The following is a 17316-nucleotide window of genomic DNA, read 5'->3' on the forward strand; positions in this document are numbered from 1 at the left end:
GAGTTTTGTCATGAGTGAAGCGATCAAAAAGCCTGTGAGCCCTGAAGGCATTATCCAGATGCAGGGCGTGAACAAGTGGTACGGCCAGTTCCACGTGTTGAAAGACATCAACCTGAACGTCAAGCAGGGCGAGCGTATCGTGTTGTGCGGCCCTTCGGGTTCGGGCAAGTCCACGACCATTCGTTGCCTCAATCGTCTGGAAGAACACCAGCAGGGCCGCATCGTGGTCGATGGTGTGGAGCTGACCAACGACCTCAAGCAGATCGAAGCGATCCGCCGTGAAGTCGGCATGGTGTTCCAGCATTTCAACCTGTTTCCGCACCTGACCATCCTGCAAAACTGCACCCTGGCGCCGATGTGGGTGCGCAAGATGCCCAAGCGTCAGGCCGAAGAAATCGCCATGCATTACCTGGAGCGCGTACGCATTCCGGAGCAGGCGCATAAATTCCCGGGGCAACTGTCCGGTGGTCAGCAACAGCGTGTGGCGATTGCCCGTGCGCTGTGCATGAAGCCGAAAATCATGCTGTTCGATGAACCGACTTCGGCACTCGACCCCGAAATGGTGAAAGAGGTGCTCGACACCATGATCGGCCTGGCCGAAGACGGCATGACCATGCTCTGCGTGACCCACGAAATGGGCTTTGCCCGCACCGTGGCTAACCGCGTGATCTTCATGGACAAGGGCGAAATCGTTGAACAGGCTGCGCCGAACGACTTCTTCGACAATCCGCAGAATGAGCGGACTAAGTTGTTCTTGAGCCAGATTCTGCATTGATGCTCAGTTGACTGGTTAAACAAACCCGGCTTCGCGCCGGGTTTTTTACGGGTTGTTGGGTACATATCCGTTTTTGGGGTAACGGCGGCTATTGGTTCCGCCCTGACGGCGGGTCACTTGGAAAAGCCCCAAGTAACCAAGGGCTCTTGCCCCTGACGTTCGGTGCCTCGCTAGGGCTCGGCATACCCTTGCTCCGGTCCTGCTCCGTGGGCCCGCCGCCATCGGCCATCCATGGCCGGGGGCGGCTACCGCGGCATCCCTGCCGCGGTGCCCACTGCGCAGAACCTGCGCTCGGCCTCTCGATGGGGCGTGCACCGCCAAAGCAAAACGAGGCGGCCTGCGGGCCGACCTGTTTGCTCAACGCTTGCGCGTCCTGACCCTGATCGTTCCCACGCTCTGCGTGGGAATGCATCCCGTGACGCTCCGCGTCACCTTGCGCAAGACTCAAGTCTGGTGTCGACAGCGGAACGCAGAGCGTCCCCGGCGGCATTCCCACGCGGAGCGTGGGAACGATCAAAACAGCAAGATCAACGGCATCGCGAGCAGGCTCACTCCCACATAAAGCAAATCGGCGTACCGCTGTTGCTCCTCACCACTCATCAGGTCGAGCGTTAGCTCGCCTTCCGCTTTTGATCTTGATCTTGATCTGCTCCGTCGGAAGGCCGAACGCAGGTTCTGCGTAGTGGGCAACCCGGCATGGATGCCGGGTTAGCCGCCCCCGGCCATGGATGGCCGATGGCGGCGGGCCCACGGAGCAGGACCGGAGTGAGGGAATGCCGAGCCACAGCGAGGCACCGTACGTCAGGGGCGCAAGCGCTTGGTTACTTGGCGCTCTTCCAAGTAACCCGCCGTCAGGGCGGAACCAATAGCCGCCGTTACCCCAAAAACGGATATGTCCCCAACCCCAACAGCATCACACCCCAATTCCGCTTTTTGACCACAGTCGGTTGCCGTCCCAAACGAAGCTGACTAACATGTCAAAAAATTCATCCTATGATTGGATGAAAGGGCGAATCCCATGTCAGACATTTCACCATTAGTTAAGCGATCCCTGGTCGATCAAGCGCTCGACCTACTGCGCCGACGCATCAATGAAGGCATTTGGCAGGTCGGCCAACGCTTGCCCACCGAGCCAGAGCTATCCGCCGAATTGGGCATCAGCCGCAACACCGTGCGGGAAGCCATGCGCGTGTTGGCGTTTTCCGGTTTGATCGAAATCCGCCAAGGCGACGGCAGCTACCTGCGGGCAGTGGTCGATCCACTCGATACCCTGAAAGCCTTGTCCCGCTGCTCCCATGAACAGGCCCGTGAAACTCGGCACATCCTCGAAGTCGAAGCCATCGGGCTCGCAGCGCTACGCAGAACCGACGAAGACCTGGTGGCGTTGCGTGAAGCATTGGGCGTCAGTGGCAGCCACTACCACGGCGATCTCGACAGCTACATCGTCTGCGACCTGGTGTTTCACCGCCTCCTGGTGGACGCCGCGCACAACCCGGCCCTCAGCGAGCTGTATCGCTATTTCTCCAGCATCATCGGCGCGCAGTTGCGCCAGACACTGAACATCACGCCTCGACGCCAAGAGGTGTTCGACCTTCATATCGAACTGCTTGATGCGGTCGAACAACGCGACCCGGAACGGGCCAAAGCCTTGTCGAGGCAGTTGATCAATGAACCTTGAAACCGAGAATCCCATGTCCAGCCGCAACAGCAACATTCCTGCGCCCAAGCGCACCGCGGAGCTCGAAGAGCTGCTGATCGACTGCGAGGCCGATGACGAAGCGGTCCAGCAAAGTCACCCGATCCTGCGTCGTCCGTGGCTGTTGCTGCTGGGGTTGATTCTGGTGGCGCTGAACCTGCGTCCGGCGCTGTCGAGCATGGCGCCGATGCTCAGCGAGGTCTCTAAGACCCTCGGTCTATCGGCGGCCCAGGCCGGTTTGCTGACGACGTTGCCTGTGCTGTGTCTTGGCTTGTTTGCACCACTGGCACCCGTGCTCGCGCGGCGTTTTGGCGCCGAACGAGTGGTGTTGGGGATTCTGTTGATGCTGGCCGGCGGGATCATCCTGCGCAGTTCGTTCGGTGAAATCGGCCTGTTTGCCGGCAGTGTCTTAGCGGGCGCCAGCATCGGTGTCATTGGCGTTTTGTTGCCGGGCATCGTCAAGCGCGATTTCCCGAAACAGGCCGGGACCATGACCGGTGTCTACACCATGGCGCTGTGCCTGGGCGCTGCAATGGCGGCAGGCGCGACGGTGCCGTTGAGTGAGCATTTCGACAAGAGCTGGGCCTTGGGTCTCGGATTCTGGGTGGTGCCCGCGTTGGTCGCGGCGATTTTCTGGCTGCCGCAAGTGGGTCAAAAACACGGTTCACACAACGTTGCGTATCGGGTCCGCGGGCTGTTGCGTGATCCGTTGGCCTGGCAAGTGACGCTTTACATGGGCCTGCAATCGTCACTGGCCTACATCGTGTTCGGCTGGTTACCGTCGATCCTGATCGGTCGCGGCCTGACTCCGACGCAGGCGGGCCTGGTGTTGTCGGGTTCGGTCATCATCCAGCTGGCCAGTTCACTGGCGGCGCCTTGGCTGGCGACACGCGGAAAAGATCAACGGCTGGCGATTGTGGTGGTCATGCTGCTGACGCTCGGTGGTCTGTTCGGTTGTCTCTACGCACCGATCGAAGGCCTGTGGGGCTGGGCGATTCTGCTCGGTCTGGGGCAGGGCGGTACGTTCAGCCTGGCGCTGACCCTGATTGTGCTGCGCTCACGGGATTCTCACGTCGCGGCCAACCTGTCGAGCATGGCTCAGGGCTTCGGCTACACCTTGGCATCGATGGGCCCATTCGCGGTCGGTATCGTGCATGACTGGACTGGCGGCTGGACGGCGTTGGGCTGGATCTTCGGCGTCATCGGCCTCGGCGCAATCGTCGCCGGCCTCGGTGCCGGGCGCTCGTTGTACGTTCAGGTCGAAAGCGAAAGAGTCTGACCTGCGTGCACTGTCGGTATTCGGCCCACGAATGCCGATAGTGTTCTGCGCATTTGTTGATTATCGTGCAGGCAATCCCGCAAACGTTCGGAGCTTGCCCATGAGTGATGCCCACAGCGCACTGATCACCCGTTTCTACCAAGCCTTCCAGCGGCTGGATGCCGAGGCCATGAGCGCCTGCTATACCGATGACGTGGTGTTCAGTGATCCGGCGTTCGGCGAGCTTCGCGGTCGTGATGCCGGTGACATGTGGCGCATGCTCACCACCCGGGCGAAAGATTTTTCGCTGACCTTTGATAACGTGCGCGCCGATGAACGCACCGGCGGCGCGCATTGGGTGGCGACGTACCTGTTCAGCCAGACCGGCAACATCGTGGTCAACGACATTCAGGCACGCTTCGTTTTTCGCGACGGCAAGATCTGCGAACACCACGACAGCTTCGATATGTGGGCCTGGTCCCGGCAAGCGCTGGGGTTCAAGGGGTTGCTGCTGGGCTGGACGCCTGCGGTGAGAAACGCCGTTCGCGCTCAAGCCTTGAAGGGGCTGAAGGCATTTCAGGCCAGTCGCTGATAAGATTGCGCCTTATTCCCTTCAAGCCTTGATCGTCACGTGAACACCCTCAGCGAAATCCCTGTCGATGCCGATGCGCCGGTGAACAAACCCTGGTTCGTCTACCTCGTTCGCGCCGCCAATGGTTCGCTCTACTGCGGGATCAGCGATGATCCCGTGCGTCGATTCGCGACCCATCAACGTGGCAAAGGGGCACGATTCTTCCTCTCCAGCCCTGCCGTGGCCCTGGTTTACACCGAGGTCTGCCGCGACAAAAGCGAAGCGCTGCGTCAGGAGCGCTTGATCAAAAAGCTCAAGAAAAGCGCCAAGGAATGCCTGGTCGCGAGCGCTGCAGCGGGCTTATCAACCTGACTGATAAGTTCCCATCAGGCAGATCTGTAGGCTGCCTGCCGATTGCGCGCTAAGCTGCGGATTCCCTATCCGTGCGGCGGAGCCGAGCATGTCCGAGCTGATTCTTCACAATTACCCGACGTCCCCTTTTGCTGAAAAGGCGCGCTTGTTGCTGGGCTTCAAAGGCCTGTCCTGGCGGTCGGTAAAGATCTCGCCGGTGATGCCGAAACCCGATCTGACCGCACTGACCGGTGGCTACCGCAAGACGCCGGTGCTACAGGTTGGCGCGGATATTTATTGCGACACTTCGTTGATCGCCCGTCGACTGGAGCAGCAAAAAGCCTTGCCGGCGTTCTTTCCCGAAGGCCAGGAAATGATTGCCGCGAGCTTCGCTGCTTGGGCCGATTCGGTGATCTTCCAGCACGCAGTCAGCCTGGTGTTTCAGCCGGAATCGGTCGCCGTGCGCTTCGGCCATTTACCGCCGGAGGCAATCAAGGCGTTCATTGCCGATCGCGCCGGACTGTTCAGCGGCGGTAGCGCCACACGGTTGTCCGCTGAGCAAGCCAGACACCAATGGCCAACCCTCATGGGGCGTCTGGAGCAGCAACTTCAGCGCGAGGAAGGCGACTTCCTGTTTGGCGAGCCGTCGATTGCTGACTTTGCCCTCGCTCATCCATTGTGGTTCCTCAAAGCCACGCACGTGACAGCACCCTTGGTTGATGCGTATCCAGCGGTGTCGGCGTGGTTCGGACGTGTGATGGGGTTCGGGCACGGCGCGTTTAGCGAGATGACTTCCGAGGAAGCATTGGCCGTGGCGCGCGATGCCACGCCAGCTGCGTTGCCGGATGAGCAATTTGATGAGCCGAATGGTTTTGAGGTGGGGCAACACGTAGTGATCGCCGCAACCGATTACGGCGTTGACCCGGTGGCGGGAGAGCTATTGTTTGCGGGCCGCGAGGAATTGATTGTGCGCCGTGAAGACGAGCGCTGCGGCGTGGTGCATGTGCACTTTCCGCGTTTTGGCTTCCGCATCGAAAAACACTGACGAATCAATGTGGGAGCGGGCTTGCTCGCGAAGAGGCCATTACATTCAACATTGATGTTGATTGATAGACCGCTTTCGCGAGCAAGCCCGCTCCCACAGGGTTTTGTGTTTATTTCAGTGCGGCGAGAATTTCGTCCGGGTCATAGCCGCGAATCAACGTGCCATTCACATCGATCAGCGGAATCCCGCGCCCGCCGAGCGCTTCATAGGCCTTGCGTGCCTCGGCGTCCTTCTCGATGTCGAATTCCTTGTACGGAATGCCTTTCTGATCGAGAAAACGCCGGGTCAATTTGCAGTAGCCACACCAGTCGGTGGCGTAGAGCACGATGTTGGCCTTGGCCTGGGTCTGCTCGGACACCACCTGCGAAGGATGGAACACCCGCTCGATCTTGCCCCAGTTCTGATAGACCACGACCACCAGCAGGATCAGCAGGAACTTCTTCAGCACGCCGCCCAACATCAGTTGCGTCGCTTGAGCTGGTCGGTCAACTGCGTCGGCAAGCCTTTGATGATCAGCGTGCCGGCTTCTTCGTCGTATTCGATCTTCGAGCCCAGCAAGTGCGCTTCGAAGCTGATAGACAAGCCTTCAGCGCGCCCGGTGAAGCGACGGAACTGGTTCAGGGTGCGCTTATCCGCCGGGATCTCCGGGGACAGGCCGTAATCCTTGTTGCGGATGTGATCGTAGAAGGCCTTCGGACGTTCTTCATCGATCAATTCCGAGAGCTCTTCCAGGCCCATGGGCTCGCCGAGCTTGGCCTGGCTGCTGGCGTAATCGACCAGGGTCTTGGTCTTTTCGCGAGCCGACTCTTCGGGCAAATCTTCGCTTTCGACGAAATCGCTGAACGCCTTGAGCAGTGTGCGGGTTTCACCGGGGCCGTCGACCCCTTCCTGGCACCCGATAAAGTCCCGGAAATACTCTGAAACCTTTTTCCCGTTCTTGCCTTTGATGAACGAAATGTACTGCTTGGACTGCTTGTTGTTCTGCCACTCGGACACGTTGATCCGTGCCGCCAGGTGCAACTGGCCCAGGTCGAGGTGCCGGGACGGCGTCACGTCCAGCTGATCGGTCACTGCAACGCCTTCACTGTGGTGCAGCAGGGCGATCGCCAGATAGTCGGTCATGCCCTGTTGGTAGTGCGCAAACAGCACGTGGCCGCCCACAGAGAGGTTCGACTCTTCCATCAGCTTTTGCAGATGCTCGACCGCCACCCGACTGAAGGCGGTGAAATCCTTGCCGCCCTCGAAGTATTCCTTCAGCCAGCCGCTGAACGGGTGCGCGCCGGATTCGGCGTGGAAGAAACCCCAGGCCTTGCCTTGTTTGGCGTTATAGCTTTCGTTGAGGTCGGCAAGCATGTTCTCGATGGCGCTCGACTCGGCCAGCTCCGAATCGCGAGCATGGAGAACTGCAGGTGTGCCGTCGGGTTTTTTGTCGATCAGGTGGACGATGCAATGACGGATCGGCATGGGCTTCTCGGCTGATTGAAGAGAGGAGGGCGTGCTCCCCAAAAAGTGCCAAGTGTACCGCAACCACTGGTTTTGGCGCGGCGCGAAGGGCAATTCCCGGGTGTCCAGCGGCGCTTATGCAGTTTTTTACTGTTTTAGAGCAATAAAGCTGACCAAATGGGTAGCTAGAGGCGGATATTTCCCCGTCTCTGTGCTAGTTTTGCCCCGTCTTACGCGAAGTCACTGCGTTAAGCGTGCATTCAGCATTTGTCAGGTCGAACCAAACCCTGATTTCGGTATCTATAACCCCGATCCCGTGGTTATTGGCCGAGGGTGCCAGATCCAGAAGATCGGGCTCGATGGCTGACACTGCACTCTGCAATCCATATGAATTTGATAGGGAAGGAACACTACATGGCTCTTACTAAAGACCAACTGATCGCCGACATCGCTGAAGCTATCGACGCGCCAAAAACCACCGCGCGTAACGCTCTGGACCAACTGGGCCAAATCGTTGCCGATCAGCTGGAAAACGGCGGCGAAATCACTTTGCCAGGTATCGGCAAACTGAAAGTGACTGAGCGTCCTGCCCGTACCGGCCGTAACCCTTCGACTGGCGCTGCCATCGAAATCGCTGCAAAAAAAGTTATCAAGCTGGTTGTGGCCAAAGGCCTGACCGACGCTGTTAACAAGTAAGACTTGTTAAAAAAAACCGTGCTCCGGAGCAATCCGGGCACGGTTTTTTTGTGTCTGAAATTCGGCGATTGGCCCGAAACACGTAAACCAATGTGGGAGCGGGCTTGCTCGCGAATGCGGTGTGTCAGTCATCATTGATGTCGACTGACACACCGCATTCGCGAGCAAGCCCGCTCCCACGGTTGATCTGCTGCGGTCAGTTACTCAGCTTTTTTTAACCCAGCGCTCACGCCACACTTGCTGCTCGGACTTGGTCTGGAACGTCCACGCGACAAAGCGGCTTTGCTTCTGGCCCTGGGACATTTCCACAACCTGGCTTTCCAGCACGCCGGCCTTCTTCAGCGCAGTCTGGATGGCTGGTAGGTTTGAGGCCTTCGACACCAGGGTGCTGAACCACAGCACTTTGTGCTGGAAGTGCGCGCTTTCGGCGATCAACTGCGTAACAAAGCGTGCTTCGCCACCCTCACACCACAGTTCTGCCGATTGGCCACCAAAATTCAGCACCGGCAGTTTGCGTTTCGGGTCGGCGCGGCCCAGCGCGCGCCATTTACGCTCGCTGCCTTTGGTCGCTTCGTCCATCGAGGCGTGGAACGGCGGGTTGCACATGGTCAGGTCAAAGCGTTCGCCGGGTTCAAGCAGGCCCAGCAAAATGTGCTTGGGATTACTTTGCTGGCGCAACTGGATGGCTTTGTTCAAACCGTTGGATTGCACGATGGCTTTGGCGGCGGCGACGGCTGTCGGGTCGATCTCCGAGCCGAGGAAGTGCCAGCGGTAGTCGCTGTAGCCGATCAGCGGATAGACGCAGTTAGCGCCCATGCCGATGTCCAGGACCTTGACCGGCGCGCCGCGAGGGATTTCGCCGTCGTTGACACTGGCCAGCAAGTCGGCAAGGAAGTGCACATAGTCGGCACGGCCTGGAACCGGTGGGCACAGGTAATCGGCCGGGATGTCCCAATGGGCGATGCCATAAAACGACTTGAGCAACGCCCGGTTGAACACACGCACCGCGTCTGGGCTGGCGAAGTCGATGCTTTCCTTGCCGTACGGGTTGATGATCACGAACTTCGCCAGTTCCGGCGTGGTTTTGATCAGCGCCGGGAAGTCATAGCGACCCTGGTGGCGATTGCGCGGGTGCAGGCTGGCCTTTTCACGCGGTTCCACGGCTTTGGCCGGTGTGGCGGTGACAGGCTTCTTGCGCGCAGGTTTTGGTGTGCGGGGGGCGTTCATGGGCGTGGTCGATTCGGGTATGGCTAAAAGTGGCGGGTATTGTCCCACATCGGCTCAGTATTGATGACAAAAGTGCGGGCAGCGCCGATCAAGTGTGGGAGCGGGCTTGCTCGCGAAGGCGGTGTGTCAGTCGACATCAACGTTGACTGAGCGTTTGCCATCGCGGGCAAGCCCGCTCCCACAAGGGATTTATGGTGTTTGGGATAATGTGGCGGGCATGAAAAAGGGAGGCCACTTGGCCTCCCTTTTTTATCGCGATGTGCCGTTACAGGCTGGCAATCCGCGCATGTTGCTCGGCCAACTTGCCCAAGGCCTGTTCGGCTTCAGCCAGTTTGGCGCGTTCCTTGTCGATGACTTCGGCCGGGGCCTTGTCAACGAACGCGGCGTTGGACAGCTTGCCGCCCACGCGTTGCACTTCGCCTTGCAGACGCAGGATTTCCTTGTCCAGGCGTGCCAGTTCGGCGTCTTTGTCGATCAGGCCGGCCATCGGCACCAGCACTTCCATCTCGCCAACCAGTGCGGTGGCGGACAACGGTGCTTCTTCGCCGGCAGCCAGTACAGTGATCGATTCGAGCTTGGCCAGTTTCTTCAGCAGGGCATCGTTCTCGGTGAGGCGACGCTGATCTTCGGCACTGACGTTTCTCAGGAACAGGGTCAGGGGCTTGCCCGGGCCGATGTTCATTTCGCCACGAATGTTACGTGTGCCGAGCATCAGGCCCTTGAGCCATTCGATGTCGTCTTCGGCCGCCGGGTCGATGCGCGCTTCATTGGCCACAGGCCAAGGTTGCAGCATGATCGTCTTGCCTTCGATACCAGCCAGCGGCGCGAGGCGCTGCCAGATTTCTTCGGTGATGAATGGCATGAACGGGTGCGCAAGGCGCAACGCGACTTCCAGCACCCGAACCAGCGTGCGACGAGTGCCACGCTGACGCTCTACCGGGGCGTTTTCGTCCCACAGCACAGGCTTGGAGAGCTCCAGGTACCAGTCGCAATACTGGTTCCAGATGAACTCGTACAAGGCTTGCGCCGCCAGGTCGAAGCGGAACTGGTCGAGTTGACGGGTCACTTCGGCTTCGGTGCGTTGCAGCTGCGAAATGATCCAGCGATCCGCCAGGGACAGCTCATACGCCTCGCCGTTCTGGCCGCAGTCTTCGCCCTTGTCCAGAACATAACGCGCGGCGTTCCAGATCTTGTTGCAGAAGTTGCGATAGCCTTCGACGCGGCCCATGTCGAACTTGATGTCGCGGCCGGTGGAGGCCAGCGAGCAGAAGGTGAAACGCAGGGCGTCGGTGCCATAGCTGGCGATGCCGTCGGCGAACTCGTCGCGGGTCTGCTTCTCGATCTTCTTCGCCAGTTTCGGCTGCATCATGCCGGAGGTGCGTTTCTGCACCAGCTCTTCCAGCTCGATGCCGTCGATGATATCCAGCGGGTCCAGGACGTTGCCCTTGGACTTGGACATTTTCTGGCCTTGGCCATCACGCACCAGACCGTGAACATAAACGGTCTTGAACGGAACCTGAGGCATGCCGTCTTCGTTTTTCACCAAATGCATGGTGAGCATGATCATCCGGGCGACCCAGAAGAAGATGATGTCGAAGCCGGTGACCAGCACGTCGGTGGAGTGGAATTTTTTCAGGAATTCAGTCTGCTCCGGCCAGCCAAGCGTGGAGAACGTCCACAGCCCCGAACTGAACCAGGTGTCGAGAACGTCGTTGTCCTGTTGCAGCGCGACGTCCGGGCCAAGGTTGTTCTTCGCGCGTACTTCGGCTTCGTCGCGACCGACGTAGACTTTGCCCGACTCGTCGTACCAGGCCGGGATCCGGTGGCCCCACCACAGCTGACGGCTGATGCACCAGTCCTGGATGTCGCGCATCCACGAGAAGTACATGTTTTCGTACTGCTTTGGCACGAACTGGATGCGTCCGTCCTCAACGGCCGCAATTGCAGGCTCGGCCAATGGCTTGGTCGACACGTACCACTGGTCGGTCAGCCAAGGCTCGATGATGGTGCCGGAACGGTCGCCTTTCGGGACTTTCAGGGCGTGATCGTCGACGCTGACCAGCAGGCCGGCGGCGTCGAACGCCGCAACGATCTGCTTGCGGGCTTCGAAGCGGTCCAGGCCGGCGAATTCGGCCGGCAGCTTGCCGTCGATGCTTTCGTTCAGCTTACCGTCGAGGTTGAACACCTGGGCGGCCGGCAGGACGTGGGCGTTCTTGTCGAAGATGTTCAGCAGCGGCAGGTTATGGCGCTTGCCGACTTCGTAGTCGTTGAAATCGTGGGCCGGGGTGATTTTCACGCAGCCGGTGCCGAACTCGGGATCGCAGTAATCGTCGGCGATGATCGGGATGCGGCGGCCGACCAGCGGCAGCTCGACAAACTTGCCGATCAGGGCTTTGTAGCGTTCATCGTTCGGGTTCACGGCAACGGCGGCGTCGCCGAGCATGGTTTCCGGGCGAGTGGTCGCGACGATCAGGTAATCCTTGCCTTCAGCGGTCTTGGCGCCGTCGGCCAGCGGGTATTTCAGGTTCCACAGGAAACCTTTCTCGTCGTGGTTTTCCACTTCGAGGTCGGAAATCGCCGTGTGCAACTTGGTGTCCCAGTTGACCAGGCGCTTGCCGCGGTAGATCAGGCCATCTTCGTGCAAACGAACGAAGGCTTCTTTCACGGCTTCCGAGAGGCCGTCGTCCATGGTGAAGCGCTCACGGCTCCAGTCCACGGATGAGCCGAGGCGACGGATCTGACGGCTGATATTGCCGCCGGACTGATCCTTCCATTCCCAGACCTTCTCAAGGAATTTCTCGCGGCCCAGGTCGTGACGATTCTGGCCCTGGGCTTCAAGTTGACGCTCCACCAGCATCTGCGTGGCGATACCGGCGTGGTCGGTGCCCGGCTGCCACAGGGTGTTGCGACCCTGCATGCGACGGAAACGGATCAGTGCGTCCATGATCGCGTTGTTGAAGCCGTGACCCATGTGCAGGCTGCCGGTGACGTTCGGCGGCGGGATCATGATGGTGTAGGACTCGCCCGCGCCTTGCGGGGCGAAGTAGTTCTCAGACTCCCAGGTGTTGTACCAGGAAGTTTCAATGGCGTGCGGCTGGTAGGTCTTATCCATGCGCGGCGGGACCCTATTGGCATTTATTCAGGAAAAGCCGGGAAGTATAGCCTCGGGGGCAGCGGCAAGCTACCAGCCACAAGCTGCAAGAAGGGTGTGGCTGGCTTGGCTTTTGCCTTGCTTGCGGCTTAAAGCTTGCCGCTTGTAGCTGCGGCGAGCAGCCGTTCCATCCGCGCATCAAGCCGACGCTTGATCTCGGTTTCGATGTGCGGGGCGAAGTCGTCGATCACGTCTTGCATGATCAATAGCGCAGCGGCACGCAGTTCGCTGTCCAGGTGCAGCAATGCGTCAGGGCCTTTGCTGGCAGCCGTCGGCGGTGCTGCGGCCGGGGCCGGCGGTGGTGTCGGTGCGACCGGCTGCGGCGCAGGGCCGGCAGGCTCGAACAACATGGGAATCTGTTCCTGGTCGCCGTCGATGACCGTGTCGGTCAGCAGCGGTGGTTGCAGGTTGTCGTCGCCAAGCAGTTGGCGGATCGACTCAAGGTCGTCCAACAGGTGCGTGGACTTTTGTTGCGGTTTCGGAGTGTCCATCGGAATGCTCAGAGTCGCTGTAAACGGTGATCTTGCAGAGGATAGCCCTGTTCACGGTAGAAACGGAAACTCTCCCGCGCAGCTGCTCGAATCGTCGGATCTTCCACCACCACTTCCGCCACACGGGCGAATTTGTTGGCAAAGGCCGGCACTTTCAGGTCAAGGTTGACCAGCAGGTCCTGATGCGGACCGCAGTCATCGCCCAGGCCCAGGACAATAGAGCTATCCGGTTCGCTTTCGGCGGGGCCGTGGGGCACAAAGCTTTCGCCCTTGAAGGCCCACAACCGTGCATCGAGGTCATCACGCTGGGCGGCATCGCTGCAATGCAGGTAGATGCGGTGGCCCATGCGCCAGGCCTTTTCGGTGAGCTTGCAGGCGAAATCCAGCCGCGCCGACGGGTCGGCGCTGGGCAGGATATAAAAGTCGACTTTGGTCATTGCGGTTCCTGAGCCTCAGGCGGCGTCACCGGAAAGTGACGCCGCCCAGGGTCATCGGTTTCAGGCTTTGGCGCGGTCCAGCAGGTATTGGGTCAGCAGGGGAACCGGACGGCCAGTGGCGCCCTTGTCCTTGCCGCCGCTGGTCCATGCGGTGCCGGCGATGTCCAGGTGTGCCCAGTTCAGGTTCTTGGTGAAACGTGACAGGAAGCAGGCTGCGGTGATGGTGCCGGCTTTCGGGCCGCCAATGTTGGCGATGTCGGCGAACGGGCTGTCCAGCTGTTCTTGATACTCATCGAACAGCGGCAATTGCCAGGCGCGGTCGTCGGCAGTCTTGCCGGCGCTCAGCAGTTGGCCGATCAGTTCGTCGTTGTTGCCCAGCAGGCCGGACGTGTGAGCGCCCAGCGCGACGACGCAAGCGCCGGTCAGGGTCGCGATGTCGATCACGGCTTGCGGCTTGAAGCGCTCGGAGTAGGTCAGGGCGTCGCACAGCACCAGGCGGCCTTCGGCGTCAGTGTTGAGGATCTCCACGGTCTGGCCGCTCATGGTGGTGACGATGTCGCCCGGGCGCGAAGCGTTGCCGCTCGGCATGTTCTCGGCGCACGCCAGGATGCAGACCAGGTTGATCGGCAGTTTCAGTTCGAGCACGGCACGCAGGGTGCCGAACACGCTGGCTGCGCCGCCCATGTCGTACTTCATCTCATCCATGCCGGCGCCCGGTTTCAGGCTGATGCCGCCAGTGTCAAAGGTGATGCCCTTGCCGACCAGTGCGTATGGCTGCTCGGATTTCTTGCCGCCGTTGTATTGCATGACGATCAAGCGCGGTGGCTGGGCGCTGCCCTGGCCGACGGCGTAGAACGAGCCCATGCCCAGGTCCTTGATCTTCTTCTCATCGAGGACTTCGACTTTCAGGCCTTTGAACTCTTTGCCCAGGCTCTTGGCCTGTTCGCCGAGGAACGTCGGGTGGCAGATGTTCGGTGGCAGGTTGCCAAGGTTGCGGGTGAAGGCCATGCCGTTGGCGATGGCGGTAGCGTGTGCCACGGCGCGTTCGACTTCAGCCTGTGCTGCCTTGATGGTCACCAAGGTGATTTTCTTCAGGGCGCGCGGCTCGGCTTTCTGGCTCTTGAACTGATCGAAGGTGTATTCGCCGTCCACCAGGGTTTCGGCCAGCAGGCGGGTCTTGCCGTAGCTGTCGCGGCCTTTGACCACGATTTCGTCCAGGGCCAGCACCGCATCGCTGCCGCCCAGGCCTTTGAGGGTATTAAGGAGGCCTGCGACGATTTTACGGAACGGGCGGTCGCCCAGTTCTTCGTCCTTGCCCACGCCCACCAGCAAAACGCGCTCGGCTTTCAGGTTGGGCAAGCTGTGCAGCAACAGGCTCTGGCCAACTTTGCCAGCCAGATCGCCACGCTTGAGTACAGCGCTGATGGCGCCGCCGCTCAGGTCGTCGAGTTGTTTTGCAACGGCGCCGAGCTTGCGGTCTTCGCCGACGGCGACCACCAGAGTGGCGGTCTTCAACGTTTCTGGGCTAACGCTTTTTACAACCAGTTCCATGTCCGGGTCCCTGAATTAATGGTCAACGTGCGCGGGCAAAATGGCGGCGCACAGACGCTTGCTTATAAATAGAAAGACGCAGGTCACGGCCCGCGACAAAGGCCGCAGTTTGAACCTCGCTCCCTGCGCCTGACAACCCTCGGCCGTACGATCTTCAACGCATTAACCGCCTGCTTGAGCGTGCGCAGTGACAGGCGCACCCAATCACAGGATAATGCGCCAACTTTTTCGGCGGCCCAGCCTTGCGGGCTGTCTGATACGTTTGCTTGTTTGGCCGCCTTAGCCTGACAACCCTGGAGTGTCTGGTTTGATTGTCTTCCGTTATCTGTCCCGCGAAGTCCTGTTGACCTTGAGCGCCGTCAGCGCCGTGCTGTTGGTCATCATCATGAGCGGTCGCTTCATCAAATACCTTGCCCAGGCGGCTTCCGGCCTCCTGGATCCGGGCTCGCTGTTCCTGATCATGGGTTTTCGCCTGCCTGGCTTTCTGCAGCTGATCCTGCCGCTGGGCCTTTTTCTCGGGATCCTGCTGGCCTACGGTCGCCTGTACCTCGAAAGCGAAATGACCGTGTTGGCGGCCACCGGCATGAGCCAGCAGCGTCTGTTGGTCATGACCCTGTTTCCGGCAACGCTGGTGGCGCTGGTCGTGGCCTGGCTGAGTCTGAGCCTGGCGCCACAAGGTGCCAATCAGTTCCAGTTGCTGTTGAACAAGCAGGACGCGCTGACCGAGTTCGATACCCTGGAGCCCGGGCGATTCCAGGCTCTGCGCGACGGCACCCGGGTGACCTACACCGAGCAGCTGTCGGATGACCGCATCAATCTGGGTGGGGTATTCATTTCGCAAAAGAACGCCAGTTCCGATGAGAAGGATCGCGGGATTACCGTGCTGGTGGCCGAAAAAGGCCGCCAGGAAATCCGCCCTGACGGCAACCGCTACCTGATTCTCGACAACGGCTATCGCTACGACGGTAACCCGGGGCAGGCTGACTATCGGGCCATCAAGTACGACGAGTACGGCGTCTTGCTGCCCAAGCCGGACGTCAGCGACGAAGTCACTGACCGTGACGCCATGACCACCAGTTCCCTGATCGGCAGCGACGACCTGCGCCTTCGTGCCGAACTGCAGTGGCGTCTGTCCCTGCCGCTACTGGTATTCATCGTGAGCCTGATGGCGGTGCCGCTGTCGCGGGTCAACCCGCGTCAGGGCCGTTTCCTCAAGCTGCTGCCGGCGATTCTTCTTTATATGGCTTACCTGAGTATCCTGATTGCCGCTCGCGGTGCCCTCGACAAGGGCAAGACCCCGGCTGCGCTGGGGTTGTGGTGGGTTCACGGGCTTTTCCTGATCATTGGCCTGGGTCTGCTCTACTGGGAGCCGCTGCGCTTGAAGATGGCAAGTCGCCGCAGCGCGCTGGAGGTGGCCCGTGGTTAAGCTCGATCGCTACATCGGTAGCAGCGTATTCGTAGCCATCCTCGCGGTACTGGGGATCATTCTCGGGCTGGCGACGCTGTTTGCCTTCATCGATGAGATGAGTGAGGTCAGCGACACTTACACCTTGATGGACGTGCTCAGCTACGTCTTGCTGACGGCACCTCGGCGTCTTTACGACATGCTGCCGATGGCGGCGCTGATCGGCTGTCTGATCGGCCTTGGCAGCCTGGCCAGCCACAGTGAGCTGACCATCATGCGCGCCGCCGGTGTGTCGACCGGCCGGATCGTCTGGGCAGTCATGAAGCCGATGCTGGTCTTGATGGTGGTGGGTGTGCTGATCGGCGAATACATCGCGCCGGCTACTGAAGTGACCGCGCAGGCCAATCGCTCGTTGGCCCAGGGCAGTGGTGATGCGCAAAGCGCCAAGCATGGCCTGTGGCACCGCCAGGGGGAGGAGTTCATTCACGTCAACTCCGTACAGCCCAATGGCCTGCTGTATGGCGTGACCCGTTATCGTTTCGACGATCAACGCCACATGCTGTCTTCAAGCTTCGCCAAGCGTGCAGAGTTCGACAAGGATCACTGGCAGCTTACCGATGTCACCACCACGCTGTTCCATGACAAGAGCACCGAAGTGGTCACAGTGCCGGTAGAGCGCTGGGAAATTGCTCTGAGCCCGCAATTGTTGAGCACGGTGGTGATGGTGCCCGAAGCGCTGTCGATTTCCGGGTTGTGGGGTTATATCCATTACCTGGCTGACCAGGGGTTGAGCAACGGTCGTTACTGGCTGGCGTTTTGGGTCAAGGTGTTGCAGCCATTGGTGACCGCCGCGCTGGTACTGATGGCCATTTCCTTTATCTTTGGTCCGCTGCGTTCGGTGACCCTCGGTCAGCGAGTCTTCACGGGCGTGCTGGTGGGCTTTAGCTTCCGCATCGCTCAGGACTTGCTGGGGCCTTCAAGCCTGGTGTTCGGTTTCTCACCGCTGCTCGCGGTGCTGGTCCCTACGGGTATCTGTGCCCTGGCCGGTATCTTTTTGTTGCGTCGGGCTGGCTGATCCGGGGTTTTTCCTGATCCTGCAGGCAAGAAAAACGCCTCGGTCGCAAGACCGGGGCGTTTTTGTAAGCGCCGTCTGACCTGCGAACGTGACGCTTGCGCCGAGGATCAGGTACAATTCCCGGCTATTTTTCGGCGGGCTATG

Annotated in this window: 16 protein-coding genes; 9 read left to right on the top strand and 7 right to left on the bottom strand. The window is 60.0% G+C overall.

Annotated elements, in window-relative coordinates; translation table 11 throughout:
• The first annotated feature begins 10 nt into the window (after positions 1–10).
• The 6 genes from K5K95_RS13860 to K5K95_RS13885 all read left to right on the top strand — a co-directional run bounded on the left by K5K95_RS13860 (position 11) and on the right by K5K95_RS13885 (position 5696).
• Entirely contained in the window at positions 11–775 is a 765-nt protein-coding gene (locus K5K95_RS13860) for an amino acid ABC transporter ATP-binding protein (protein WP_090188113.1), read from the top strand.
• 1018 nt (positions 776–1793) lie between these two features.
• Positions 1794–2453, top strand: a complete 660-nt coding sequence (locus K5K95_RS13865) for a FadR/GntR family transcriptional regulator (protein ID WP_222589878.1) — start codon at positions 1794–1796, stop codon at positions 2451–2453.
• Complete coding sequence (locus K5K95_RS13870; protein ID WP_222589879.1) at positions 2443–3750, top strand: CynX/NimT family MFS transporter; 1308 nt, start codon at positions 2443–2445, stop codon at positions 3748–3750. Before K5K95_RS13865 ends, K5K95_RS13870 begins: the two co-directional genes overlap by 11 nt.
• Positions 3751–3850: 100 nt before the next feature.
• Positions 3851–4321, top strand: a complete 471-nt coding sequence (locus tag K5K95_RS13875; RefSeq protein WP_208669886.1) for a nuclear transport factor 2 family protein — start codon at positions 3851–3853, stop codon at positions 4319–4321.
• Between the two features lie 39 nt (positions 4322–4360).
• Positions 4361–4672, top strand: coding sequence for a GIY-YIG nuclease family protein (locus K5K95_RS13880; protein ID WP_222589880.1), 312 nt, complete (start codon positions 4361–4363; stop codon positions 4670–4672).
• A gap of 88 nt (positions 4673–4760) precedes the next feature.
• Entirely contained in the window at positions 4761–5696 is a 936-nt protein-coding gene (locus K5K95_RS13885) for a glutathione S-transferase family protein (RefSeq protein ID WP_222589881.1), read from the top strand.
• A 109-nt stretch (positions 5697–5805) separates the two neighbouring features.
• Here the strand turns inward: K5K95_RS13885 and K5K95_RS13890 are convergent, their stop codons facing one another.
• Entirely contained in the window at positions 5806–6156 is a 351-nt protein-coding gene (locus K5K95_RS13890; protein ID WP_222589882.1) for a glutaredoxin family protein, read from the bottom strand.
• The gene (yejK, locus tag K5K95_RS13895; protein WP_007944833.1) at positions 6156–7160 is read right to left on the bottom strand and encodes a nucleoid-associated protein YejK; all 1005 of its coding nucleotides are present in this window, start codon (positions 7158–7160) and stop codon (positions 6156–6158) included. Before yejK ends, K5K95_RS13890 begins: the two co-directional genes overlap by 1 nt.
• Positions 7161–7553: 393 nt before the next feature.
• On the opposite strand from yejK, the gene K5K95_RS13900 reads away from it, so the two are divergent.
• Positions 7554–7835: an HU family DNA-binding protein gene (locus K5K95_RS13900; protein WP_007905514.1), complete on the top strand. Its 282-nt coding sequence runs from the start codon at positions 7554–7556 to the stop codon at positions 7833–7835.
• Positions 7836–8039: 204 nt separating this feature from the next.
• On the opposite strand, the gene rlmF is transcribed toward K5K95_RS13900, so the two are convergent.
• The 5 genes from rlmF to K5K95_RS13925 form a co-directional block, all read right to left on the bottom strand.
• Positions 8040–9062, bottom strand: a complete 1023-nt coding sequence (gene rlmF, locus K5K95_RS13905; RefSeq protein ID WP_222589883.1) for a 23S rRNA (adenine(1618)-N(6))-methyltransferase RlmF — start codon at positions 9060–9062, stop codon at positions 8040–8042.
• Between the two features lie 265 nt (positions 9063–9327).
• Positions 9328–12174 (bottom strand): valine--tRNA ligase, encoded by a 2847-nt coding sequence (locus K5K95_RS13910; protein WP_222589884.1) that lies wholly within the window; start codon positions 12172–12174, stop codon positions 9328–9330.
• Positions 12175–12302: 128 nt separating this feature from the next.
• On the bottom strand, positions 12303–12704 hold the full coding sequence (locus K5K95_RS13915; RefSeq protein WP_222589885.1) for a DNA polymerase III subunit chi: 402 nt from the start codon (positions 12702–12704) through the stop codon (positions 12303–12305).
• A gap of 8 nt (positions 12705–12712) precedes the next feature.
• Complete coding sequence (locus tag K5K95_RS13920) at positions 12713–13141, bottom strand: DNA polymerase III subunit chi (RefSeq protein ID WP_222589886.1); 429 nt, start codon at positions 13139–13141, stop codon at positions 12713–12715.
• A 60-nt stretch (positions 13142–13201) separates the two neighbouring features.
• Positions 13202–14692, bottom strand: coding sequence for a leucyl aminopeptidase (locus K5K95_RS13925; protein WP_222589887.1), 1491 nt, complete (start codon positions 14690–14692; stop codon positions 13202–13204).
• Between the two features lie 307 nt (positions 14693–14999).
• Between K5K95_RS13925 and lptF the strand changes: the two genes are divergently transcribed.
• Positions 15000–16118, top strand: coding sequence for an LPS export ABC transporter permease LptF (gene lptF, locus K5K95_RS13930; protein WP_222589888.1), 1119 nt, complete (start codon positions 15000–15002; stop codon positions 16116–16118).
• Complete coding sequence (lptG, locus tag K5K95_RS13935) at positions 16111–17172, top strand: LPS export ABC transporter permease LptG (RefSeq protein WP_222589889.1); 1062 nt, start codon at positions 16111–16113, stop codon at positions 17170–17172. The genes lptF and lptG overlap by 8 nt, the downstream gene beginning before the upstream one ends.
• Positions 17173–17316 lie beyond the last annotated feature (144 nt).

Source organism: Pseudomonas sp. DR48 (assembly GCF_019823085.1).
In the GTDB taxonomy this organism is placed as follows: domain Bacteria; phylum Pseudomonadota; class Gammaproteobacteria; order Pseudomonadales; family Pseudomonadaceae; genus Aquipseudomonas.